General features: G+C 56.2%; 17 protein-coding genes. 14 read left to right on the top strand and 3 right to left on the bottom strand.

Going from position 1 to position 24,142, the window contains the following annotated elements; all coding sequences use genetic code 11:
• Positions 1–17 precede the first annotated feature (17 nt).
• Complete coding sequence (locus NTX17_01420; protein ID MCX5800039.1) at positions 18–1,223, top strand: ABC transporter permease; 1,206 nt, start codon at positions 18–20, stop codon at positions 1,221–1,223.
• On the opposite strand, the gene NTX17_01415 is transcribed toward NTX17_01420, so the two are convergent.
• Positions 1,220–2,911, bottom strand: coding sequence for an FAD-dependent oxidoreductase (locus NTX17_01415; protein MCX5800038.1), 1,692 nt, complete (start codon positions 2,909–2,911; stop codon positions 1,220–1,222). The genes NTX17_01420 and NTX17_01415 overlap by 4 nt on opposite strands.
• A 314-nt stretch (positions 2,912–3,225) precedes the next feature.
• Between NTX17_01415 and NTX17_01410 the strand changes: the two genes are divergently transcribed.
• Together NTX17_01410 and hflX are read left to right on the top strand one after the other, a co-directional pair.
• Positions 3,226–4,455, top strand: coding sequence for a Xaa-Pro peptidase family protein (locus tag NTX17_01410; protein ID MCX5800037.1), 1,230 nt, complete (start codon positions 3,226–3,228; stop codon positions 4,453–4,455).
• Between the two features lie 44 nt (positions 4,456–4,499).
• Positions 4,500–5,816, top strand: a complete 1,317-nt coding sequence (gene hflX / locus NTX17_01405) for a GTPase HflX (protein MCX5800036.1) — start codon at positions 4,500–4,502, stop codon at positions 5,814–5,816.
• On the opposite strand, the gene NTX17_01400 is transcribed toward hflX, so the two are convergent.
• The gene (locus tag NTX17_01400; GenBank protein ID MCX5800035.1) at positions 5,758–7,803 is read right to left on the bottom strand and encodes a PAS domain S-box protein; all 2,046 of its coding nucleotides are present in this window, start codon (positions 7,801–7,803) and stop codon (positions 5,758–5,760) included. The two genes, hflX and NTX17_01400, sit on opposite strands and share 59 nt — an antisense overlap.
• Before the next feature lie 409 nt (positions 7,804–8,212).
• On the opposite strand from NTX17_01400, the gene NTX17_01395 reads away from it, so the two are divergent.
• The 6 genes from NTX17_01395 (at position 8,213) to NTX17_01370 (ending at position 17,470) form a co-directional block, all read left to right on the top strand.
• On the top strand, positions 8,213–9,538 hold the full coding sequence (locus NTX17_01395) for a Glu/Leu/Phe/Val dehydrogenase (GenBank protein ID MCX5800034.1): 1,326 nt from the start codon (positions 8,213–8,215) through the stop codon (positions 9,536–9,538).
• A gap of 115 nt (positions 9,539–9,653) precedes the next feature.
• Positions 9,654–10,502, top strand: coding sequence for an NAD(P)H-dependent oxidoreductase subunit E (locus NTX17_01390; GenBank protein ID MCX5800033.1), 849 nt, complete (start codon positions 9,654–9,656; stop codon positions 10,500–10,502).
• Positions 10,503–10,618: 116 nt separating this feature from the next.
• Complete coding sequence (locus NTX17_01385; GenBank protein ID MCX5800032.1) at positions 10,619–13,798, top strand: FAD-dependent oxidoreductase; 3,180 nt, start codon at positions 10,619–10,621, stop codon at positions 13,796–13,798.
• Positions 13,795–14,472 carry a 2Fe-2S iron-sulfur cluster-binding protein gene (locus NTX17_01380; protein MCX5800031.1) on the top strand — a complete coding sequence of 226 codons (678 nt, stop codon included), beginning with the start codon at positions 13,795–13,797 and terminating at the stop codon, positions 14,470–14,472. The genes NTX17_01385 and NTX17_01380 overlap by 4 nt, the downstream gene beginning before the upstream one ends.
• Positions 14,473–14,544: 72 nt before the next feature.
• Positions 14,545–16,125, top strand: coding sequence for a glutamate synthase-related protein (locus tag NTX17_01375; GenBank protein ID MCX5800030.1), 1,581 nt, complete (start codon positions 14,545–14,547; stop codon positions 16,123–16,125).
• Positions 16,126–16,294: 169 nt separating this feature from the next.
• Positions 16,295–17,470: an FprA family A-type flavoprotein gene (locus tag NTX17_01370; GenBank protein MCX5800029.1), complete on the top strand. Its 1,176-nt coding sequence runs from the start codon at positions 16,295–16,297 to the stop codon at positions 17,468–17,470.
• A gap of 84 nt (positions 17,471–17,554) precedes the next feature.
• On the opposite strand, the gene NTX17_01365 is transcribed toward NTX17_01370, so the two are convergent.
• Positions 17,555–18,727, bottom strand: a complete 1,173-nt coding sequence (locus NTX17_01365; GenBank protein MCX5800028.1) for a methyltransferase — start codon at positions 18,725–18,727, stop codon at positions 17,555–17,557.
• Positions 18,728–19,073: 346 nt separating this feature from the next.
• Between NTX17_01365 and NTX17_01360 the strand changes: the two genes are divergently transcribed.
• From NTX17_01360 to NTX17_01340, 5 genes are all read left to right on the top strand, one after another.
• Complete coding sequence (locus NTX17_01360; GenBank protein ID MCX5800027.1) at positions 19,074–19,244, top strand: hypothetical protein; 171 nt, start codon at positions 19,074–19,076, stop codon at positions 19,242–19,244.
• A 165-nt stretch (positions 19,245–19,409) separates the two neighbouring features.
• Entirely contained in the window at positions 19,410–21,572 is a 2,163-nt protein-coding gene (locus tag NTX17_01355; GenBank protein MCX5800026.1) for a prolyl oligopeptidase family serine peptidase, read from the top strand.
• A 71-nt stretch (positions 21,573–21,643) separates the two neighbouring features.
• Positions 21,644–21,844: a hypothetical protein gene (locus NTX17_01350; protein ID MCX5800025.1), complete on the top strand. Its 201-nt coding sequence runs from the start codon at positions 21,644–21,646 to the stop codon at positions 21,842–21,844.
• A gap of 122 nt (positions 21,845–21,966) precedes the next feature.
• The gene (locus tag NTX17_01345; GenBank protein ID MCX5800024.1) at positions 21,967–22,878 is read left to right on the top strand and encodes a diacylglycerol kinase family lipid kinase; all 912 of its coding nucleotides are present in this window, start codon (positions 21,967–21,969) and stop codon (positions 22,876–22,878) included.
• A 325-nt stretch (positions 22,879–23,203) separates the two neighbouring features.
• Positions 23,204–24,118: a hypothetical protein gene (locus NTX17_01340; GenBank protein MCX5800023.1), complete on the top strand. Its 915-nt coding sequence runs from the start codon at positions 23,204–23,206 to the stop codon at positions 24,116–24,118.
• The last annotated feature ends 24 nt before the right edge of the window (positions 24,119–24,142 follow it).

Genomic DNA, 24,142 nt, shown 5'->3' with positions numbered 1-24,142 from the left:
AGAGGTAGAAGAACTCCATGAGAATTAGCAACGTTCGAACGGTTTTCTGGAAGGAAGTCGTAGACTCGGTCAGAGACAGTCGCACCATCTTTCTCATGATAGCCCTCCCACTTGTGATATACCCGGCTCTGTTCACCGGTATGGGTTATTTCGAACAAATGGTGCGAGAAAAGCAAGAAGAAACCGCCGTCTCCGTCGCCGTCGTGAACGCAGAGAAAGCCTCCGGCCTGCTCGCCTTTCTCAAGGAGCAGGGCAAGGTGGACGTCCTCTCTGTGTCGGGGAGCCGGGGGGACGATCCGGGCCAGATGATAAGACAGAGAGTCGCCAGGGTAGCACTCGTCGTGCCCGACGGATTCGAGACCGCACTCGAAGGGGGACACGTCACAGAAGTTGACGTGCTCTACGATGGCGCCGACATGAACTCCATCGGCGGAAGAGACAGGATCACGTCTCTGCTCGCTGAATATGGAAACCGCGTCGTCAGACAAAGACTCGAGAGCAGAGGACTGGACGTGTCCATTCTGGAGACGGTCAAGGCCAAACCCCGTAACGTGGCGACGGCCCGCGAGATGGGCGCATTTGCAATCGGAACAATGGTGCCGTTCTTGCTCATAATTCTTATGTCTGCCGGCGCCCAGCACACGGCCATAGACGTGACGGTGGGGGAGAAGGAGAGGAGCACGCTGGAGACGGTGCTTGTGACTTCTGCCTCGAGAACGGAGATAGTTCTCGGAAAATTCGCGGCTGTCATGCTCTTCTCGCTTGCCACGGCGCTCATGGGTCTCGTGGGGCTTCTCTTCACCATGTACAGCGGCTTGTCTTTCATGAGCGCCATTGCGGAAGGCAAGATGAGCGTTTCGGCCGGCACGGTCTTGATTCTTCTTCTCAGCCTCGTGCCGGTGATGATTTTTCTTTCGGCTGCGTTCATGGCCATCGGCTGCTTCGCAAAGAGCATCAAGGAGGGGCAAACATATTCCTCCTACTTCTACATGGTGATAATGCTTGCCGCGGTAGTGACCATTTTCCCGGGTCTTGAATTTGGGCTGAAAGGTTACGCCGTTCCGCTCGTGGGCGTGCTCTTTCTGGAGAAAGAGGTGCTGATGGGCAGCTTCAACATACTCCACATCGCCGTGGCGTCCCTGTCGACTCTCGTCATTGCGGTCGGGGCGATCTTCTTGTCCGTGAGACTATTCTCGAACGAGAAGGTGATGTTTCGGGTCTAGGAAGGTTGTTGCTTTCTGACCTTGTATGGCCAGGCCGCCAGGCTTCCGTCCAAGAACTTGATGTTCTTGCATCCCTTTCTCTCCAGCATTTTTTGAGCGTGGTAGGCCCTCACGCTTGAATGGCAGAGCGTGACCACCTCCTTGCCCTCGCAGAGCTCGTGGCCGGTGCGCGCGAGTTCGCTCAAAGGAACGTGCTGGATCTTCGGATCCTCTATCCTCACGCGGTTCCATTCGGTCTTGGTGCGGACATCAAGGACCAGGAGATCCTCCTGACCGTTGAGCTTTTTCTTCAACTCTCGCGGGGAAATACCCTTTGCGATTCCGTCGATCTTGTTTCTGACCACGTTGGCCGCGTGATGGACGGCATCCATTGCGGGGCTGAAAGGAGGAGCGTACGCGAGATCAAGATTGGCCAACCTTGAAGCATTCATGCCGCAACTCATGGCCGTGGCTATCACGTCTATCCTCTTCGCAATCTCGCCCTCACCGGCGCACTGTGCCCCTATGATCTTGCCCGTCTTCTCTTCCGCCAGCAGTTTGAGTGTCAGCGTCTTGCTGCCGGGGTAATAGCCGGCCTTGTCATTGGTCGTGACCGTGGAGGAAACTACCCCGTATCCCGCCGCCTTCGCTTCTTGTTCCGTGAGGCCCGTGCGTCCCACGCTCATTTCAAAGACCTTGGCTATGGCAGTCCCCAATATGCCGGGAAAGGCGTCGTGCCCGCCGGCGACGTTCGTGCCGATGATTCTTCCATGTTTGTTGGCGGTGGAACCCAGGGGAACGAAAACTGTTTTACCGGTGAGCAAATGGGTGCATTCTACGCAATCGCCACCGGCATAGATTGCGGGGTCGCTTGTCTGAAGAAATTCGTTCACTCGGATCGCACCGGTGGCTCCGATCTCGAGGCCGGCTTCGCGAGCCAGAGCGGTGTTCGGCCGCACTCCGACAACCACGAGCGCGATGTCGCATTCCACTGTGTCGGCCTCGGTACTCAGCCTCTTGACGCGTCCTCCGGCCGTCCCCTGGAAGCCCAGGGCTTTCTGCGAAAGAATTAGACTCACTCCCTTTTCTTCAAGGTGCTTGGCCACCAGCGCTCCCACTTCAAAGTCCACGAGAGTGGGAAGCGGCCAGTCGAGCATTTCCACGATCGTCACGGCCATTCCCTTTGCCTTGAAGGCTTCCGCCATTTCGAGGCCTATTAGACCCGCGCCGATGATCGCGGCTCTCCTGGGTTCCTGCCTCTTGACGTATTCGGAGATTGCGACGGCGTCGGAAAGATTCTTGAACTTGAATATGCCGGCCAGTTCTCGACCTTCGAAGGGTGGGATGACGGGGTCCGCCCCGGTGGCAATCACGAGATTGTCGTAGGGCAAGGGAAACCGCCTTCCGGTCAGATCGGCACAATGTGCCAGCCTTCGTTCTCTGTCGATGGACATGACCTGTGTTTCCGTGAGAACTTCCACGTCCAGTTGCTCTCTGAAATACTCGGGACTTCTGGCAAGTAACTGCGCGGAATTCGGCACGTCACCGGAGACGTAATAGGGCATCCCACAGGCACCGTAGGACACGTACTCGCCCTTTTCGATTATCTTGATGTCGGCTTCCGGATCGAGCCTTCGCGCACGAGAGGCAGCCTTTGGACCCACGGCGCCGCCTCCAATTATCAGAATTCTCCTACGGTTGACCCGCATGATCTTCCTCCGGTTTCGGGCGCAAAGGCGTCAGCAGGTTTGCACGTTTGCGCTCCGCCATGCTTTCAGGTTTACAAGCTCAGTAAATTCCAGTAGAATCGCCGTCTGTGGAGCCTATCTCAACCAGGTGTATGCACACGTATCCGGCAGTGAGACGAACTTCCTGCGATTCAATAGCGACGGATCGTTCTTGCGACCGTGATTCCGACCCATTATGAGTCATCCTTCGAATCTGCTCAACGAGTTTTTGGGCACCGCGATGAGCCTGTCTGCTGCACGCGGTGTCTCGGCCCGTACTTCAACGCGGAGGAGTTATGAGAAGTGACATCCCCAAACTGATGAAAGAACGAGGCATAGGCGCGATCGTGATTCTGGGTGGAGGCACAAATAACCCCGTGATGACTTACATGACGGGGCCCACCAAACTGATGCGTTCCGTATACGTCATGAAGAACGATGGGAGCGCTCTTCTCGTGCATAATCCGATGGAGAGAGATGAAGCGAGAGAGACGGGCATTCCGTGCATGTCCTGGCCGGAGATAGGTCTCAAGCGATTTGTCGAAGAAGAGAAGAGTGAGCTCAAGGGTGAGGCCAGGATGATAGGGAGCGCCCTGGAGAAGCTCGGCGTGAGAGGGAAGGTCTGCTTCTACGGAAAATTCGAAGCCAGCCGCCTTCTGGCCATCGTCGACTTCCTGAAACAGAGAATGAGCGGCCTGGAAATAGGGCTCGATGAGGACAAGAGCGTCTTTGACGTCGCCAGAACCACCAAGGACGAGCACGAAGTCAAGAGAATGAGGGACGTGGCCAGAAGAACGTGCGAGAGCATCGCTTTGGTCAGGGATCTTCTCTTCTCCTGTCCCATAAAGGACGACCGTCTGATAAAGGCGGACGGCGGCCGTCTCAAGATCGGCGACCTGCGATCTCTCCTTCGTACGGAACTTATCAAGCGCGGGCTGGTCGAGGAGGGCGGCACGATCATATCGATGGGACGAGATTCGGCCGTGCCTCACAACCACGGCAACGACGACGACGAGGTGAGACCGGGACGTACGATCGTGATGGACGTTTTCCCCGGAGAGATAGGCGCCGGCTACGCCTTCGACATCACCAGGACCTACTGTGTCGGGGAAGTCCCGAACGAAGTCCAGAAGATATACCAGGACGTGCGTGAAGCACAGAGAATGTCCATCGAATCACTCCGAATCGATTCTCCGGCGCGGCTCTATCAGGAAAGAGTCTGTGATTTCTTCGAGAGCCGTGGCTATCGCACGATCCGCCAGGACGACGGGATCGAAGAGGGTTACGTGCACGGGCTCGGTCATGGCATAGGTCTCGAGGTGCAGGAAAAGATGCGCCTCGCGGGGCCCGAGACGAACGTCGACCTGATTCAACGCGGTTCCGTGTTCACCGTGGAGCCGGGTCTCTACTATCCGTCAAAGGGGATCGGCGTCAGAATCGAGGACGTCGTTTACGCCCGACCGGACGGAAAGTTCGAGGTGCTAATGGACTTTCCGAGAGAGCTTTCCCCGACTCGCATAGCTTGACGCCCGATATCTGACACATTTCCGAATGCATGGGGCGCGCGGAGGTGACTCCCATCCACAATACAGCCGAAGACAATAGATCCGAAAGAGCGATTCTCATCGGCCTCAAGGGTTCCAACGTCAGGGGATCGGACGATTCGCTCGACGAGCTGGGGCTCCTCGTGGACACCGCGGGAGGGACTATAGTCGGGACCCTCATGCAAAGAAGGGAATCGATCACTCCCGGTGCGTTCCTGGGAAAGGGAAAACTGGAAGAGCTCAAGGCGCTCGTCGAAGACACGTCGGCTGACGTGGTTGTTTTCGACGAGGACCTTTCTCCGGGTCAAGTCAAGAATCTGGAGAAAACTCTTCAGATCAAGGTGGTCGACAGGAGCGAGGTCATCCTGCACATTTTTGCGCTGAGAGCCAGATCGCGCGAAGCGCGCGTTCAAGTGGAACTCGCGCAACTCGAGTATCAACTTCCGAGACTTACCCGCCTGTGGAAACATCTTTCGCGTCTGGGGGGCGGAATAGGAACAAGAGGTCCCGGGGAGACCCAGCTCGAAGTGGACAGACGGCGTGTCCGTGAGAGAATTGGGACTCTGAAGAGACAACTTGCCGGCGTGGAGCGGGAAAGGTGCGTCCAGCGCAAGCAGAGGGAGGACGTCTTCAGGGTCGCGATCGTGGGCTATACCAACGCGGGAAAATCTACGCTCTTCAAAGCCCTCACCGGAACCGACGCTTTCATAGAAGACAGACTGTTCGCGACCGTCGACGCAAGGACGAGAAGACTGCGTTCCCGAAGAGTGCCGCCGATCGTCGTTACGGACACGGTCGGTTTCATCAGGAAACTTCCGCATCATCTTGTGACTTCATTTCGAGCCACGCTTGAAGAGGTGCTCCAGGCCGACCTCCTGATCCACGTCGTGGATTCCAGCTCTCCTCGTGCCGAGGAACAACTTGGCATCGTGGAGAGCGTGCTCACAGAAATAGGTGCAGGCGAAAAGCCGGCATTCGTCGCCCTCAACAAGATGGACGTCGCAGAACCCGAAGTCGTACAGAGTCTCAAGGGAAAATTTTCATCGGCGACCGAGATCTCCGCTCTGAAGGGACAGAACCTCGACTCGCTCATAGGGCGGATAGTCGACACCAGCAGGGCGCAGAAATCGCTGGCGAGCGTCGAGATTCCCCTCGCGGAGGAAGGCCTGATATCCTATTTGAGAGGCTCGTGCGAATTCGTGCGAGAGAAGGTTGTCTCCGACAAGATACGCATACTGTTGTGGGCGGATCAGAAGGAAATCGGCAGGCTCAGGAGGAAGGGGCTCACCGTTTTGGACAGATTCCCACCAGCGCCGGCGCCCCGTTGTGAGTCAAATTCTTGAATGTGAAACCAAGCTTGAATTGATTCCCGTCCCTCGAGACTAGCGTAAGCTCTGAAAGGACTTCTTCCTCAGGCTTCGTGAGCTTTCCCTGGTAGAGCTCATCCATGACCGCGTGCGACGTGGAATGGATAAGCTCGCTGAACTTTCTGCTAGTTAGCTCTTCTTTGCCGTACGAAGATAATTCGGCAAACGCGCGGTTCGCAAACACGATTCTCTCGTCCTGAAGCACGACGTAACCCTCGCTCATGCTTTCGATGAGATTGCGGTACGTCTCTTCTGATACTCTCACCTGCTCGAACATCTTGGCGTTCTCGATCGCGATGGCAGCCTGATCGGAGATGGCCGAGAGTATTCTGACGTCATCGTCGGTATAGAGGTCCGCCTTGGCATAGCTCTGGACCGCCATCATGCCGATGACCTTTTGTCCCAGCCTCAGGGGCACGCCGAGCCAGCTCAGCGCCTGAGGACCTATTCCCTCGTACCCGTCCCGCCCCATTTGTTCTTCGGTCTCTTTGCCGAGGAGCAACGGCCGACCGGTCTGAATTACGTATTCCGTGTAACCCTTGCCCGCCTTCCTGGAAGTGCCGCCTTTCTGGGTCAGCTCGTCTATGTAGATAGGAAAGTGAATCTCGTCATTCGCGGCGTCGTAGAGGGCTATGTAGAAATTCCGCGCTCTCATAAGCCTGCCGACCTGGGCGTGGATGACGGAAAGTGCGTCTTTTAGATTCAAATGTGCACTGATTGCCTGTCCTATTTCGTAGAGAGCAGCCATCTCGTCGCCCCTTCTCTTGAGCTTGCGTTCGGCTTCCTTTCTCCCCGTGATATCCCTGTTGACCATCACAAGACCGGCGGGCTTGCCTTCGTCGTCGCTCACCACCGAGACCGACGTGTCTACGCTTATGGCATGCCCATCTTTGTGATAATGGACTACTTCGCCCCTCCAGAATCCGTTCTCCCTTATCGCGCGTCTGTGCTCTTCCTCATGCGTGATGCTGAGAAATTCGTATCTGATGACGTCGTAGAGCGGACGACATATTGCGTCTTCCGCGTTCAGACCGTATACACTCTCGGCCTTCTTGTTCAGGAAAAGGATGGTGTCATTCATGTCCACCGAAATGATGGCGTCATTCACGTTTTGAAGCAGGCTCGCCTGCGACCTGAGCTGTCCCTGTACGCGGCGCTCCTTGGAGACGTCCCTCAGGAACACATGAACACGTCTTGTGCCGTTTGTTTCGGCGAGGGCTGCGAGGACGTCCACTGGTAGACGTTGACCTTCCGGTCTTGCCACCAGAGCGCTCATCTGGAAGTAGTCTCCGTTCTTGAGCAGTTTTGTTTGCACGGAGTTCTTGTAGTCTGACTGCCACTCGGGGGAGAATACCTCGGATGATTTGCTTCCCAAGAGCGAGTTCTTCTGAGCGCGAAGCATGTTGCAGGCCTGGTCATTGGCGTCGAGCATCTCGTCTGTGGCCGCGTTCACTATGAGTATGCCGTCAGGCGAATGGGAAAGCAGAGTGTCCAGACTCTCCTTGGTCGTGCGAAGATCTTCCCGAAGGAGTCTCTCTTCGGAGCTCTCGACGGCGTCTGGAGCCGCGGGGTCGCGACGCTCCACCAGACCTATTGCCGAAGTCCTTCCAAGAGAATCGGAGAAGCAGATGGCCGTCCAATTCTTGATAATCTCGCAACCACCCTTTGCGACGATCGCGCACCGGTGAGTAGCCGGCTCCTGGAGCCAGAACAGGCCCTCGATAATCTCCTTTTCCCTGGCCTGATCCCTTTCCGCGACGAAAGTGGAGACGAAACACGTCTCTCTCACTTCGGCGAGGGAACGACCAGATAGACTCTCCATCGCCTTGTTCAGGAACTGTATTGTTCCATCTTTGCCGAGAAGAACGAGCGGAATCGGCACGTTATCGAGCAGTCTGAGCGCGATCTCCGCATCCTGCGCCGGCAAATTCAGGTTGTCTGTTTGTCTCGCAACCGTGCTCATACCAGGAGTGACTTCACCTACCTCGTCCCTCGAAAATGCTGCGCGGCCGGGCGCATAACGTTATCATTTTCCGCTAGTTGGAAGCACCGTGGACCTGAAGGCCCTCTGTTCTTCCCCACCGGGGCCCGCTCCAACTCTAATATCGGTTTGCCATGAGCCGTCCATTAGAACAATTGGGGTTGTTCCTGTGATTTGGGGTGTGATGTGGTGACTCCGGTAGTCAGCGGTAATCCCTTGTAAAATAAGGAGATTGTCAGATATGGATTGCAGGAAAGGAGAAAAACCATTAGAATAATCTGTTCATGAGTCGCGCTCTTGTACGCGGGTTCATGCAACGGACACAGTACGAGCACGTGTTATGAACGGTTAACAGAACTGGAAGGCCTTGTAAGATCTCTTGGAGGAAACCATGGTTGAACCGACTAAACAGACGCGAAGCACTCCTGATGCGGCAGGGGTAAAGAAACCGCGAAAGCCTCGGAGAACTCTTTACGACAATGTCACGGATCAGTTCAACAAAGCAGCTGACCTGATGGGATTGGATCCGGACATACGGAAAATCCTCTCCAAGACAATCAACGAAATCGTGGTGAATTTTCCCGTGAGAATGGATGACGGCCGGATCGAGATGTTCACGGGCTACCGGGTGCAACATAACGACGTGGTCGGCCCTTTCAAAGGAGGGCTCAGGTATCATCCCGCAGTGGATCTCGACGAAGTTCGCGCTCTTGCAACGTGGATGACCTGGAAGGGAGCGCTGACAAACATTCCTTTCGGTGGAGCCAAGGGTGGCATAAGCTTTGACCCTAGCAAATACACGACTTACGAGGTCGAGCGGATCACCAGGCGTTTCACTTTTGCCCTAGGCAGTAATGTTGGACCCGAGTATGACATTCCTGCGCCCGACGTGAATACGAATGCCCAGATCATGGCCTGGTTTCTCGACACGTATCTCTCAACAATACCTTCCAGTGAGCGGCATCGTTCCATCCACGTTGTGACGGGAAAACCGATTGAGTCGGGAGGGAGCATAGGACGGGACAAGGCGACGGGGCAAGGTGTGGTCTTCACAATTCAAGAGTGGGCCAGGGACAATCGGCTCGACCTGAACGGGGCCACGTTCATGGTGCAAGGTTTCGGGAACGTCGGCTCGTGGTCGGCCCGTCTGTTGGCTCCGTTGGGTGCAAAACTGGTAGCCATAGAAGACGTCAGTGGAGCCATTCGTAATGCCGAGGGCATAGACACCAAAGAAATTTGTGCCTACGTCAGAGAGCATCGCGGCCTCGTCGGCGGTTATCCGAAGGCCGAACCCATCGATCATGACACGTTCATGCAGACGAAAGCAGACATTTTCATACCCGCAGCGATGGAAAATCAAATCAACTGCGATACCGCAGAAATGTTGAACGTGAAGCTCGTTGCAGAGGGGGCAAACGGTCCGACGGACCCCGACGGCGATCGAATTCTGCAGAAGAGAGGAATCGACTTGATTCCCGACATTCTGTGTAACTCGGGTGGCGTGATCGTGAGCTATTTCGAGTGGCTCCAGAACAAGCGAAGTGAATCCTGGGACCTCGAAGAAGTGGATTCCAAACTGCGGAAGATAATCGTCGGTGCGTACTCTCGCGTGCACGAAGTTGCCAAGCAGCCGCGCATCGATTGGCGTACAGCCGCGTACATCGTTGCACTAGGGCGTCTCGAGAAGGTTTACAAAGAACGGGGGATTTTCCCGTAGAAGCGAATCGTTCCTCACTGTGTTCGTCTGGGGCAGCGCATTGCATGTTAGGGGATACAAGTAAAGTCACCGGTGTGGTATCATTGTTCGCACGTAATTCAACAAAGGTTGGGACATGAAGCAGGATGATATTACAGCAATTGTGTCGAAGCACGGTAGTGAACAGGGCGCATTGATCTCGATCCTCGAGGACATCCAGACGAGGTACGGTTATCTTCCTCCGGACGCACTGAAGACAGTGGCCGAGCGCACGTGTCGTTCCCTCGTAGACGTATACGGGATTGCGACGTTCTACAGAGCGTTCAGCCTGAAGCCGCGCGGTAAACACCTCTGCTCTGTGTGCGTGGGAACGGCCTGTCACGTTCGTGGAGCACCTCGAATAGCGACAGAGTTTGAAAGGCAGTTGAGAGTTGAAGCAGGCGAGACGACCGCTGACAAGGAATTCTCCCTGGAGACAGTCAACTGCCTTGGCGCGTGCGCCCTTGGTCCCATAGTGGTTGTTAACGGCCGCTATTTCTCGAACGTCAGCTCGGCCAGGGTAAAGACAATTCTGGACCAGGCACGGAGCAACTTTAGCGAAGACGCTGCCACTGCCGGCGTTCGGATTTTCCCCGTTGAAGTGAGTTGCCCCAGGTGCAATCACAGTCTGATGGATCCCGACCATCTCATCGACGGACATCCTTCCGTCAGAGTCACCATCTCGTTCGGTGACAAACACGGCTGGCTGAGACTTTCCAGCCTCTACGGCAGTTATTCATTCGAACATGAACACGAAATTGAAATGGATACCATCGCTCATTTCTTTTGCCCGCATTGCCACACCGAACTTGTGGGGGCTTCGAACTGTCAGGAATGCGGCGCACCGATGGTGCCGATGATCGTTCGTCCGGGAGGAATGATTCAGATCTGCTCCCGGAGAGGATGCAAGGGGCACATGCTTGACCTGGACGGCGTCAATCTATAGGCGTCCATGAGAGCAACGTCTCCAGGACTTGCTTGGCACGAGGTAGATAGTCAGAGCTGGATGGAAGGTCAATTGCTGGATAAGAGAGTGTGAGCAGACAGGGAGAAAACTAGTTCATGGAAAGACTCAAGTCCATCGATAGTTTCAGGACACTGCAGGCTCGTCTCATTGCTGACAGTGACCAGGAGACTCCGACGTTGGTCGTTTCTGCCGGTACCTGTGGGCAAGCAAGTGGAGCCAACGACCTAATACGTATTGCAAAACGGGAGATCCTGGCGAAAGGTCTGACGGACAAGATTCACCTGCGAATCACGGGTTGTCAGGGTTTTTGCCAGATGGATCCTTCGGTGCTCATCGAACCCCGGAGCACTTTCTATCCCAGGGTGAGCATTGAAAACATGGTGCGCATCATAGATGCCGTGGCAAAGGGCGAAGTACTTCAGGACCTGCTTTATGTTGATCCGAAGACCGGCAAACCCGTCGAGAAAGAAAGCGACTTACCCTTCTTCAAGGGACAGATCCGAAACATTCTGGGCAGTAACGAGAAGGTCGATCCGATTCGTGTCTTCAACTACATTGAACGAGGCGGCTACTCCGCTCTGGTCAAGGTACTCGAGAAAGGCAAGCCTGAATGGGTCATAGACGCAATCAAGAAGTCAGGTCTGCGTGGCCGTGGAGGCGCCGGATTCCCGACAGGACGTAAGTGGGAGCTTCTATCAAAGCAAGGTAACGAGGGGGGCAAGTTCCTCGTTTGCAATGCGGACGAGGGCGACCCCGGCGCTTACATGGACCGCAGCGTCATCGAGGGCAATCCGCACAGCATTATTGAAGGCATGATCATTGGTGCCTATGCCACGGGCGCGACCGACGGCGTCGTCTACGTTCGACACGAATACCCGCTTGCGATCAAGCATCTACTCATTGCGCTTCGCCAGGCGCGCGAGCTCGGTCTTCTCGGGAAAGACATTCTTGGGACGGGGTTCACATTTGACATAAGCCTGATAAGGGGTGCCGGTGCATTTGTCTGCGGCGAAGAAACCGCGTTGATGAGATCGGTTGAGGGCAACGTGGGTGAGCCCTATCAGCGTCCTCCTTACCCTGTACAGAGAGGCATTGACGGACGTCCCACCGTCATCAACAACGTAGAAACGTGGGCAAACATTCCTTTCATAATGAGAATTGGAGCTTCCGAATTCACAAAGGTGGGAACAAAGAATAACTCGGGCACCAAGATATTCAGTCTTGTGGGTAAGATAAAGAACACGGGCCTGGTAGAAGTCCCGATGGGCATAACTGTAGACGAGATCGTAAACAGAATAGGAGGTGGTCCTTCTGGAAGGGCCAAGATAAAGGCAGTACAGACGGGCGGTCCTTCCGGCGGATGCATCCCGGCGAGAAAGTTTGACCTCACGATCGATTACGATAGCCTGACCGAAGCGGGCTCCATCATGGGCTCCGGCGGCATGATCGTCATGGACGAGAACACGTGCGTCGTGGATGTCGCCAAGTACTACATGAAGTTTCTAAAGGATGAATCGTGCGGCAAGTGCTTCACGTGCAGGAAGGGCACGCAGCGCATGTGGGAAATCCTCGACGACATATCGGCCGGCAGAGGTACGTTCGAGCAGCTCGAACTTCTCGAAGAGCTTGCCCTCGTGGTCAAAGATACGACCATGTGCGGGCTGGGTCAAACGGCTTCCAATCCCGTGCTATCGACTCTGCGCTACTTTCGCGACGAATACATCGAACACATAAAGAACAGACACTGCCCGGCGGGTGTCTGCAAGGATCTCGTTGGCGCGCCGTGCCAATCTGCGTGCCCCATTGGAACCGAGGCCTGGCGATACGTTGCTCACATAGCCAGGGGCGAGGAGGAGGAAGCTTATCAGGCCATACGAGAGGCCAATCCCTTCCCGTCGGTATGTGCACGAGTCTGTAACCATCCCTGCGAAGGCCGATGCCGTTCCGGCACGATCGGGGGCGAGGCCATCGCCATTCGACCTCTCAAGCGATTTGTGACGGAGCGAATGGACCCTTCTGTTTTCAAGCCGAAAAGGGTGGCATTCGCGACGGAAAACAGTCAGAAGATCGCGATCGTCGGAGCGGGTCCCGCAGGCCTCACGGCAGCGCATTACCTCTCGCTCAGAGGCTACAAGGTAACCGTGTTCGAGAAAGAAAGTAAGCCGGGTGGTATGCTATTCGGCGCAATTCCGGCCTACCGTTTGCCAAAAGAGATAATCGAGAAAGAGATCGAGTCCATTCTCGACGAGAACATTACGGTGAAGTGCAATGCCGCCCTCGGCACCAATTTCACACTTGATAGTCTGTTCCAGGAAGGTTACGGGGCCATCTTTCTAGCCCTGGGTGCGCATAAGAGCAAGATGCTCAAGGTCGAAGGCGAAAACTCAAAGGGTGTTTTCCCTTCGATCGAATTCCTCAAGGATTTTAACCTGCGTGGCAAGAGGCAGGCGAAAGGACGAGTCGGCGTCATCGGAGGTGGAAACTCTGCCATTGACGCGGCCCGAGTCGCGATTCGCCAGAAAGAGGTGAGTGGCGTGACGATCTACTATCGCCGCACACGCGAAGAGATGCCCGGTTTTGAAGAAGAAATAGAGGCGGCCATCCAGGAAGGCGTCAAGCTCGAACCCCTCACTTCTCCCGTGAGAATCATTTCGGAAGAGGGTCGCGTCACGGGCATTGAACTTCTGAAAAACGAGTTGGGAGACATGGATTCGAGCGGTCGCCGCAAGCCCGTACCCGTGCCGGGCAGCGAATTCACAGTAGCTCTGGACACGATAATTTCCGCAATCAGCGAGGGATCAGACGTTGACTGTATCTCGGTCGCCAGTTCAATGAAGATCGACACTACCGAGTGGGAGACGGTCAAGGTTGATCCCGAAACCCTATGCACTAATCAACCCGGTGTGTTTGCGGGTGGAGATGTGGTGAGAGGTCCAAACACTGTTGTGGAGGCCATCGCAGACGGGAAAAGGGCGGCTTTGGTGATAGACCGTTACCTGCGCGGCGAAGAGCTAAAGCAGCCGACTGGGATAAAGTTGCCCGACATTTACGTCGAGCCAGCCGAGGTGTCGGAGGAATGTCTGAGCGCCAAGCGTGTGGAGACTCCGCGCGCCCTGGTTGAATGGAGAAAGAGGGGCTTTGCCGAGGTAGAGATGTCACTTACGGTAGAAGAGGCCAGGTGTGAGGCCCTCAGGTGCTTGAGGTGCGACCTGGAATTCACGGAGCCCAAAGCTGAAGAAGAGGAAATCGCGGCGACGGGGGGGAAAACAGCATGATCACACTTAACATAAATGGGCTGCCAGTATCTGTTGAAAACGGAACGACGCTGCTTGAAGCGGCCAGATTCTTGGGATTTCCCGTCCCGACTCTCTGTTACATGGACGGTCTTTCTCCCTACGGAGCATGCCGACTCTGTGTGGTGGAGATCGGTGAAGGGGCGAAGGCCAAGCTCGTCTCATCCTGTACTTACCCTGCGGAAGAGGGACTCGTCGTGAGAACTGCCTCGTCGCGCGTGGTCAAGGCTCGCAAGATGATTCTGGAGTTGCTTCTCGCCTCCTGCCCGCAATCGAAGATCATCCAGGACCTTGCCTCGGCGCACGAAGTGAGTCAACAGCGCTTCAGGCAAGAACACGAGGACTGCATTCTCTGTGGGCTGTGCACGCGTATGTGCGAGGAACAGATGATGGCCAAGGCCATCGGCTTCAGGGGGCGCGGCGAGAAGCGCACCATCGGCACGCCGTTTGACATTCGGTCGGACGTTTGTCGGCTGTGCGGAGGCTGCATGTATGTCTGTCCGGCCTGCCAGTTGAGGTGTACGTTTGCCGAACCAGAAAAGGCAATTTGCGGTGGCTGTGCAAACCTGAGTCCACCCTGTATCGAAAAAGAGAAGTTCGACGATATGATGTGCTACATGGATCCCTGTGTAGCCTGCGAAAAGGAGAAGGATTAGAACCGTTACCGACACGATAGCAATTGAGATAAGAAGAGGCTAGGTTAGGGAGAATCGAAGGAGGAGAACACAATGGCATTCTCGAGAATAAACGCCTCGGCTGCAACCCTCACGAAGAACAGAACCGAAGGTTCCGTAGTGCCGGCTTCCGGCATGTGCGTCACCTGCGTGGACGGATGCATCGGCATGTGCGAGATCGGCAAGTCCGCCTACAGAGGCCACGAGGTCATCTACCCGCAGCCCTTTGGAATCATTACGACCGCCGGCGAGAAGACCTATCCCATCGACTATTCTCATTTCAACGTCATGGGTACGGCGGTCGGAGCGTTTGGCATCGAAGCGGACAGCGATAAGGCCATCTTCCCGGCCGTGAACATCGAGGTTCGCATAGGCCATGACAAGGGGATAAAGTTCCGCTATCCGTGGATCATTCCCGGTATCGGCTCGACCAACGTGGCGAAGAACAACTGGGAAGGTCTCGCAATCGGCTCGGCGCTTGCCGGCACCGGTCTGACGATCGGCGAGAACGTCGTGGGCATGGATCCTCAGGCCGTAATCAAGAACGGCCGTGTGGTTGATACCGTAGATTTGAAGAATCGCGTCAAACTCTACAAAGACAACATGCGCGACGGCTACGGAGCCACAATCGTGCAGGCAAACCTTGAAGACACTCGTCTCGGCGTGCAGGAATACGCGATTGAGAAGTTGGGTGTTCAGATTGTCGAACTAAAGTGGGGCCAGGGCGCGAAGGACATCGGCGGCGAAGTAAAAATCACGGATCTCAAGAAGGCGCAACTCCTCTACGAGCGGGGCTACATAGTTCTACCGAATCCGACCGATCCCGACGTGATCAAGGCCTTTGAACACGGCGCGTTCAAAGAGTTCGAGCGTCATTCGCGCGTCGGCATGGTCACCGAGGAAGCTTTCGTTAAGCGAGTAGAGGAACTGCGCAAGGCGGGCGCGAAGTACGTCTTCCTCAAGACGGGTGCTTATCGGCCCGCAGACTTGGCGCGGGCAGTGGCGTTCGCATCCAAGTGCAAGATAGATCTCCTCACGGCTGACGGAGCAGGCGGTGGAACAGGCATGAGCCCGTGGCGGATGATGAACGAGTGGGGAATCCCGCCCGTTGAGCTTCATTCGCTCCTCTACCAGTATGCGAAACGCCTTGCCGACAAGGGTCGCTACGTTCCCACGTTGGCAGTCGCCGGTGGAACCACATTCGAAGACCAAATCTTCAAGGGCATTGCAATGGGCGCTCCGTACGTGAAGCTAGTCGGCATGGCACGCGCCCCCATCGCAGCCGCGATGGTAGGTAAAACAATCGGCCGCGCGATCCAGGAAGGCCGGATCCCGGTCTACATCGCACGCTTTGGCAATTCGCTGGACGAGATTTTCGTGACGGCGAGTTCGCTGCGCAAGGAATTAGGCAACGCCGAATTCGAGAGAATTCCCGCGGGGGCTCTCGGACTTTACACGTACTACGAGAGACTTGCTCAGGGGTTGCGCCAGCTCATGGCCGGAAGCAGGAAGTTCTCCATCGACCACATAACACGTGACGACATAGCGGCTCTGACACACGAGGCCGCGAATGTCAGCGGAATCCAGTACGTGATGGACGTGGACAAGAAAGAGGTCGACGAGATCCTCAAGTAGAGACTTAAAGCTGCGCGTTGAGCTTCCGGGTCCGATGTGTGAGCCGGCGCCATTTGCACGTCAGCCGGGCGGCGCGTGTATGCGGCTGCAAGCGAGAGAGGGTAATCTCGTGGAGCGGAGTGCCGAGTAAGGCAAGGGGATCAGTTGGGTAAATCGGGAGGTGACCGAAATGAAGACTTACAATGTCCCTGAAATCGCCACGGACGTCTTCTGGGTGGGAGTGAAGGACTGGAACCGCAGAATGTTTGACGCCCTCATCCCGCTTCCGCAGGGGACGACTTACAATTCCTACCTCGTGAAGGGGAAGGACAAGACCGTCCTCATAGACACCGCCAATCCCGGCTTTGAGAAAGAGCTGCACGCGAAGATCGCTCAAATCACGGACATCGCGAAACTGGATTTCGTCGTCATGAACCATGCCGAGCCGGACCACGCGGGCTCCATCCCTTACGTGATGCAGGCGGCACCGAAGGCCCTGCTTGTCACCACGGAGAAGGGCGCCAAGATGGCCCAAATCTACTACAAGGTGCCCGATGATAGAATAAGGAAGGTCAAGGAGGGAGACCGCATCGAGCTGGGAGGGAAGACCCTCGAATTCATCGACGCTCCCTGGCTTCATTGGCCGGAGACGATGTTCACGTACATCGTGGAGGACAAAGTACTGTTTTCCTGTGATTTCTTCGGAGCCCATACCGCGTTCGGGACTTATGAAGACGACGTTCCAGAGCTGATGACTTTCGCGAAGAGATATTTCGGCGAGATAATGATGCCCTTCAGGAGCGCGGGTTCAAAGGCCCTCCAGAAAGTGAAGGCCAGGGACGTGAAGGTCATCGCCCCGAGTCATGGCCCCATCCACAGGAATCCGGCGAAAATCATCGAGGCTTACGGCAAATGGACCGCGGGGCAGACCGAACGCAAAGCAATCGTTGTCTACGTCAGCATGTGGAACTCGACGGAAACCATGATAAAAGCGATGGTCGAGACGCTACTGTCAGAGGGCGTCGAAGTGTGCCTACACAACCTTACCATAGCTGATATTGGCGATATAGCGAGAGACCTCGTCGATTCCAGCGCCATTGTCCTCGGCACGCCGACCGTGCTTGCCGGAATGCATCCGCTCGCCATCTATGCTTCTCACCTCGTGAAGGCGCTGCGGCCGCCCACGAAATATGCCGTCATCCTCAGCTCGTTCGGTTGGGGCGGGGGAGCCTTGAAGCAGGCGGCAGAGATTCTAGGCCCGACGGGGCTCGAGGTCCTGGGGGCGGTCGAGGTGAACGGGCCGCCGGCGGACCAGGAGTTCCAGAAGATCGCTGAGCTGGGGAAAGCTCTGGCGGCGAAGATGTAGACTGAAGTGACGGTGACTCGCGGCGAAGATGCAGTAGGCCAATGGAAGCAGCTTGCGACTAGACTTCCTTCAAGCCCGCCACTCTCATCTATGCGTTCTCTTTCCGACTATCAGCGTCGTGCCGAACTCCGTGTCCTTTCTGGCAATCCTGTGTAGACCGGCCGCCTTCATCCACGCCCTGACTTCGGTTTCCGTGTAGGTGTCTCCGGCCTCTGTATTGACCAACATGTTCAAAGTGAAGAGCACGGCCGGGGCGGGTCCCGTTCTGTCTTCGTTCACAATGAAATCCTGCACCACGACCTGGCCGCCGGGATTGAGTACCTTTGCGCATTTCCGCATCAACCTTCGGTTTTCCGCAACGGAATTGCTGTGGATTGTCGCTGACAGAAACACAAGGTCGTAGCCCCGGGACTCGGTTCGGCCGGCGTCTGCCTGCTGTCCGGTTCCTGCGCCGGCGCGACGCGAGCCCTTGCCGAAATCGTCAACCGTATAGTCTCCTGACACAAAATCAATCCTGTCCGAGAGACCCGCGTCCCCGTCCGAGAGACTTCTCTTCCTGTCCAGCAGACTTTTCTTCCTGTTTCGGGAACTCCCCCCCTTGTCTAGACGTTCCTCCCTCCTGACGTACTCTTCTGTCAGAGGAATAATGTCAGGCAGGTCGAACACCGTGGCGCTGAGCCCTTTCTTGGCCCGCGCGAAGGCCATGGAGTAAGCGCCGGAGCCGCCTCCGACGTCGAGGACGCGCGACACATGAGACAGGTCCAGCATCTCGACGACGGACAAAGCGACCTTGCTTGCGCGGTCATGCATGGCCGCGATGAAGGCCGTCCGCCATTTCGCTGCGCTCTCGTCTGCCGGACGAGTCGCTACAGACGTACCACGCCGAACGGCTTGAGTGAGCGTGCTCCAGGTGTTCCACAGGTGCACGGTATGCATGAGACCCGCCATGTACTCGGGCTTTCCCTTTACCAGAAATCGTGACGCGTGAGGGGTGTTCGAAAAGCGTCCGCCTCGCTTCCGAAGGAATCCCATCGCGCAGAGCGCGTTCATGAGGCGGTCTGTGGCGCGTTTCTCAGCTCGCAAGGTCGCGGCGACTTGACTTGAGGACCTGCTCGCGCCGTCCAGTGCCGTGAAGATGCCCAATTCGAAAGCCGTCAGCAGCACGCGACTTCTTTGAAACGCGGTCGCCATCTCCCTGATGGCGATTGGTGACACGGTGGGGGATGGCTCGGCACTAGCATGTCTCTTGCTGACCATAAAGCAACTGCCTCCTTCGACGATCATTTGACAATCATGCGACAATCATAGGATCACCAGGTAACAATCACGAAACAACCACGAGTTCTGGACTACTCATCGCTAGTCGGATTCTGTCCGTTGATCGCGCACTTGTCAACGAAGTTCGGCAGCGGGCTCGCCGTGTGAATAGAGCCGGACAGAGGTAATGGGCCGGCCGACAGCCGGCCAATCTGGCGGTGCCGGGTGTAGGTAATGCTGTGAACCATTGCGAAACCTTGTGTTGATTCCGGGGTATCTCTGTGTACAATAGGAGCCGGTTTCGCATGATTAGTGTTGCGCGAGTACTTCCCAAAAGGAGGCGCAAATGGCAGACGATCAGAAAAGCTGTAGGAACTCCGCCGTGGCGGGCAGTATCGCTGGCCCAATCTGGTTCATCGGTTGGCTCTTCACGGTGGGTTTCGCAAGTCTTCCATTCTGGAAGGCCGTTCTGGCATTGATAATATGGCCGTATCTCCTGGGCGCATACTTGAGGTGATTTCGCTGAATGTGAGGTTGCCGCAAGAGAACCGGATCGTGACAATGACCCGTAAGGTTGCTCAATCCCTAGCACGGAGGTTACAAAAATGAAGCGGCTTCTGTCCTCTATCGAGCCACGGCGCTCGGCCAAATCGTTTCTCACATTCGTACTCATGACCTCGATCTGTCTGCTCGCGCTGTCGGCGGGCTCGGCGGTTTCGCGTCCGCCGCCGGCGAGAATCCTCCTGAGGCACCTGTCAAGAACGTCACGGATACTTATTACGGCACCGCGGTGGACGATCCGTATCGCTACATGGAGGACCTTTCGAACTCAGAAGTGCAGGCGTGGCTCAAAGCGCAGAGTGATTTCACGCGCAGCTTGCTGGACAAGATTCCTGGGCGCGAAGAGCTGCTCGACAGAATCAAGACCATAGACGGTGCGGTCTCGGCAAGGATCTGGGACGTGCGGAAGCTGCCCAACGGTCTCTACTTCTACACGAAGCGACTTCCTACAGACAATACTTACAAGCTGTACGTGCGTACGGGTCTGACCGGGGAGGAAGTTCTGCTTGTCGATCCCGAGAGTTTTGCAAAGGCGACCGGGAAGCCACACGCAATCAACTACTTTCAACCGTCCTGGGACGGTAAGTACGTCGCCTATGGGATCTCTGCCGCCGGCTCGGAGGAAGCCGTCATTCACGTGATCGATACGTCCACGGGAAAAGAAGTGGATACCCCCATTGACCGCGCGCAGTTTGGCGAAGTGAATTGGCGCCCGGACGGGAAGTCGTTCTTCTATAACCGGCTCCAGAAACTGGAATCCGGCGCCGATCCAACGGAGCGCTATCAGAAGAGCCGCGTTTACCTTCACACTTTGGGAACCGATCCAGACAAAGAACAAGCTGTCTTTGGCTTTGAGACGTGTCCCTCGGCCAAGATGTTGCCTTCGGACATACCGTTTGTCGTTACGGAGCCCGGTTCGGAATACGCCGCCGGCGTGATAGCACATGGTACCCAAAATGAAATCACCATCTACGTGGCGCCGCTTGCGGCCGTAGACGCGGGGAGCACGCTGTGGCAGAAGGCGTGCGACGTGGAAGATGGCGTGACCGGCGTGACTGCGAGCGGAGACAATCTCTTTCTGTTGACGCACAAGGACGCTTCGCGATTCAAGGTCATCAAGACCAGCCTGTCCCACCTTGACATCACAAAGGCGGAGACGATAGTGCCGGCCGGCGAAGCCGTGGTGGCCGGTCTGACCTGCGCCAAAGACGCCCTGTACGTTCAGTTGAGAGACGGCGTGGTTGGCTGGCTTCTGCGCGTTCCGTTCGGTGGCGCGCCGGAGCAGGTACAACTCCCGTTCGATGGTTCGGTGAGCCTGGCGAAGACTGACCCTCGTTGCGACGGGGTGTTGCTGGTCATGGCCGCTTGGACGAAGGCGATGCAGATATACGAGTACGATCCAAAAACGAATAACGTAGCCAATACGGGCATTCAGCCTCTCGGCACGTTCGACGCGCCCGAGAATGTCGAATCCGTGGAAGTCAGAGCCAAGAGCCACGACGGCACCATGATTCCTCTCTCCATCATCTACAAGCGCGGTATCAAGCTCGATGGCTCCAACCCCACACTTCTTTACGGGTACGGCTCCTACGGCATGACGGAAGACCCCTGGTTCAGTCCCAGGCTTCTTGCATGGCTCGAGGGGGGTGGGGTCTACGCCGTGGCGCACGTGCGTGGCGGCGGCGAATATGGTGAAGATTGGTACAGAGCCGGGTTTCAGGTCACCAAGCCCAACACGTGGAAAGACTTCATCGCCTGCGCCGAGTATCTGATTCAGAACAAGTACACGTCGCCGCAGAAGCTGGCCGGTATGGGTGGAAGTGCGGGCGGCATTTTGATCGGCAGGGCGATTACGGAGCGACCCGAGCTGTTTGGTGTCGCGATTCTGGAGGTGGGAGCTTTGGACATGTTGAGGGCGGAGACCACACCAAACGGCATCCCGAACATTCCGGAGTTTGGCAGCACGAAAACAGAGGAAGGTTTCAAGGCTCTATACGAAATGAGCTCGTATCATCATGTCGTCAACGGAGTGAACTACCCCGCGGTGATGTTGATACACGGGATCAACGATCCGCGCGTCGAACCCTGGGAGTCGGCGAAGATGGCCGCACGGTTGCAGGCTGCGACTGCGAGCGGCAAGCCCGTGGTACTTAGAGTCGATTACGAAGCCGGACACGGCATTGGTACCACGAAGACGCAGATCCAGGAGCAAATGACCGACATATGGGCGTTTCTATTCTGGCAGTTTGGGGTTCCGGGTTTCCAGCCATCGCCCGGGAAGTAGGAGCCGCGCTCACGGGTCAAAAGGTGGCCTCTTGCGGACGCGACAATTCTGAATCGTGGAGGAGACTCTCGATGAACAAAACAGTCATTGACTGGTTATCGAAACTCGCTCTGGGAGTGGTTGCCGGGTTACTTATAAGCTATATCCTTTTCCACGGAACCTTAGAGAAATTGGAGGGCAAAGTCGATGCCCTCCAGCAGCAGCAAGCTCTATTGGTTTCAGTTATGATGGGGCAAAGAGAACTGCCCCAGGGCCCGGTAGCCGGTAAGTGAAATGGCCCTCCGTAATGCTCACTTGATCGTGATCAGACTATGGGCCAGCGCTGCGCGGGGGCAGCTCGACGCTGGCAGAGAAAATTCAGGCTGCATTCGCCATCCACACGGTACTTTCGTCCATGGGCAATTCCAGTCAAAAAGTCTTTGTAGTTTTCAATCCCAAGGCCGGAAAAGAAGGCCAGGCCGATGAGGTTCGCGCGGCGTTGGCGCGCCATTTCATTCCGCCCCAGTGGACGCCTGAAATCTACGAGACAACCGGCAAGGAGGATGTCGCCGCGCTCTGCCGTGCGGCTTGCGAACGCGGCGCATCTCTCGTGATCGCGGTCGGCGGCGACGGTACACTGGTCGGCGTCGCGAATGGTCTGGTACACAGTCCGGTTCCGTTAGGCATTCTTCCACTGGGCACCGGCAATAACTTAGCGCGAGCCTTACTTATTCCTTTGAAACTGGACGAGGCAGTGGAGCTGCTGGTCAGTGATCACGCCGTAATGGAGGTGGATGCGCTGCAGGTGGGCGAGCGCCATTTCTTTTCAAATGTCAGCGTGGGCATTAGTTCGGAGATGGCGAAAGACACCAAGTCGGCGAACAAGAAACTCTTTGGTCGTCTGGCCTACGCCCTGGCGATGGTCAAACGGTCGAGCATCTTTAAGCTACAGTGGTATACGTTAACGCTAGACGGTCAGCCCCAGTCGCTCCGCGCTGCCGAGGTGATGATTTCCAACACCACCTTGCTGGACAAGCCGCTCTTTCTTTTTGGCCCGCCTGAAACCCTCAGCGACGGTCAGCTTGAGGTCTACGTTGTCACGGCGCGCCACCTGGGCGATTACATGAGGCTGGTGTGGGACCTGTTCAGTCGACCGGGCAAGCCTGGGGCGAAGTTATCACACTGGACGGTCAAGCAAAGCGCACGCATTGATGCCATCCGGCGTTCCCCATTGGTCCAGGCGGATGGCGAAGTGATTGGTCACACGCCGGTAGAAATAAAGCTGGTCCCCAAAGCCATCCATGTGATCATGCCCAAACCGGCTTGACAAGAGGAGACGCAGGAGGCGTGTCCACGGGCGACCCAAGCCGTTTCGACCGCGATTAGGACTGGGCGTGCAGGCAATTAGCGACGCTCGATCTATTTGGCAATCGCCGGCAGCGGCGTGGCTATCGTGCTGGGTGTGAGGCATCCAGTGTCTATCCATCATCACTTCTGTGATTTTCGACCACACTTTTCGCGTCTCCGCCAAAAACCCTATCTGCTGTAATAGCAATTGGTTGTGCCAACGGCGGCTGGCGCGAAACCTGCGTAGAGGTGTCTCTGGCACCGATTGAAGGCACTGTCACCAACTAACCGAAGGAGGTTCTATCATGAGGAGACGTCTCACCGCAGTTCTTGTTCCGCTCGCTTTCCTTTGCCTGCTCCTGGCCGATTGCTCCAGGGAGGGCAATGTCAACTCGCCCGAGCCGGCCGCAGCACCACCGTTACCCTCCATCTCGACGATGTCAATGGACTTGTCTGTCTTCGAATCCGCCCAGGTCGATGCGCAGGCGATAAAGGACGGGGGGTACAAAGAAATCCAACCGGTGGCAGGCCTCGAATCGAAACTCAATTTCTTCAACGCAGCCGTGCGAGTGTATTTCCTCAACCTTGTAGTCTGTGCAGCTCTTGTTGAGCCCGTTGCGGCGTTCGGCGTTGCCGTTCACTCTGTGCCTCAGCCCCAGGACGACGGTTCGTGGCTCTGGACGTACATCTTCGTGAACAACGCAGTCGAGTACAGCATTTTCCTGAACGGTAAGGACATGGGAAGCTACACAGCCTGGAAAATGGAAGTCTCGAGCACCGATCCGTCGGCTCCTCTGGATCACTTACTCTGGTTCGAGGGAGAGGTGCAAAAGGACGACAGCTCAGGCTACTGGCAATTCTACGAACCCACAGTGGAGCTGCTCACCATGACGCCTGGAGTGGTAATGGCAGGCGCTGCCGAAGCCCTCTCCACGCCTGGCGTCCTGAGCATCAGGATCGACTGGAAAAACCGCGAAGGCAACGAGCATAAGCTGGTGTTCCTCGTGAACAAACCTGGCATACCCGAAGAAGGCTCTACTCTCACCTATCTTGAGTTACCCACAGTCTTTTCAGTCGATTTCGTCGATGCTAAAGCCGGCACAAGGGGAATCATCTCGTGGCACCCGGACGGCTCCGGGAGCATAGATTGGCCGGATTACAGAAACGGCGAGAAGTCCTGCTGGGACACGCATCAGTACAACACCGTTTGCCCGGAATAGCGTAGACCCTGCGTGGCGGTCATC

This window comes from Candidatus Eisenbacteria bacterium (assembly GCA_026388185.1).
GTDB lineage: Bacteria > Eisenbacteria > RBG-16-71-46 > JAFGJU01 > JAFGJU01 > JAPLKG01.
Note: the sequence above shows the minus strand (reverse complement) of the source record. Positions and strands in the feature narration are given on the sequence as shown.

Excerpts from the sequence above, each read along its gene's own strand:
- NTX17_01390 (MCX5800033.1), top strand. The coding sequence starts at position 9,654 with ATGAAGCAGGATGATATTACAGCAATTGTGTCGAAGCACGGTAGTGAA.
- NTX17_01365 (MCX5800028.1), bottom strand. The coding sequence starts at position 18,727 with ATGGTCAGCAAGAGACATGCTAGTGCCGAGCCATCCCCCACCGTGTCA.
- NTX17_01395 (MCX5800034.1), top strand. The coding sequence starts at position 8,213 with ATGGTTGAACCGACTAAACAGACGCGAAGCACTCCTGATGCGGCAGGG.
- NTX17_01410 (MCX5800037.1), top strand. The coding sequence starts at position 3,226 with ATGAGAAGTGACATCCCCAAACTGATGAAAGAACGAGGCATAGGCGCG.
- NTX17_01340 (MCX5800023.1), top strand. The coding sequence starts at position 23,204 with ATGAGGAGACGTCTCACCGCAGTTCTTGTTCCGCTCGCTTTCCTTTGC.
- NTX17_01350 (MCX5800025.1), top strand. The coding sequence starts at position 21,644 with ATGAACAAAACAGTCATTGACTGGTTATCGAAACTCGCTCTGGGAGTG.
- NTX17_01415 (MCX5800038.1), bottom strand. The coding sequence starts at position 2,911 with ATGCGGGTCAACCGTAGGAGAATTCTGATAATTGGAGGCGGCGCCGTG.
- NTX17_01385 (MCX5800032.1), top strand. The coding sequence starts at position 10,619 with ATGGAAAGACTCAAGTCCATCGATAGTTTCAGGACACTGCAGGCTCGT.
- NTX17_01360 (MCX5800027.1), top strand. The coding sequence starts at position 19,074 with ATGGCAGACGATCAGAAAAGCTGTAGGAACTCCGCCGTGGCGGGCAGT.
- NTX17_01375 (MCX5800030.1), top strand. The coding sequence starts at position 14,545 with ATGGCATTCTCGAGAATAAACGCCTCGGCTGCAACCCTCACGAAGAAC.
- NTX17_01370 (MCX5800029.1), top strand. The coding sequence starts at position 16,295 with ATGAAGACTTACAATGTCCCTGAAATCGCCACGGACGTCTTCTGGGTG.
- NTX17_01380 (MCX5800031.1), top strand. The coding sequence starts at position 13,795 with ATGATCACACTTAACATAAATGGGCTGCCAGTATCTGTTGAAAACGGA.
- NTX17_01420 (MCX5800039.1), top strand. The coding sequence starts at position 18 with ATGAGAATTAGCAACGTTCGAACGGTTTTCTGGAAGGAAGTCGTAGAC.
- NTX17_01400 (MCX5800035.1), bottom strand. The coding sequence starts at position 7,803 with ATGAGCACGGTTGCGAGACAAACAGACAACCTGAATTTGCCGGCGCAG.
- NTX17_01345 (MCX5800024.1), top strand. The coding sequence starts at position 21,967 with ATGGGCAATTCCAGTCAAAAAGTCTTTGTAGTTTTCAATCCCAAGGCC.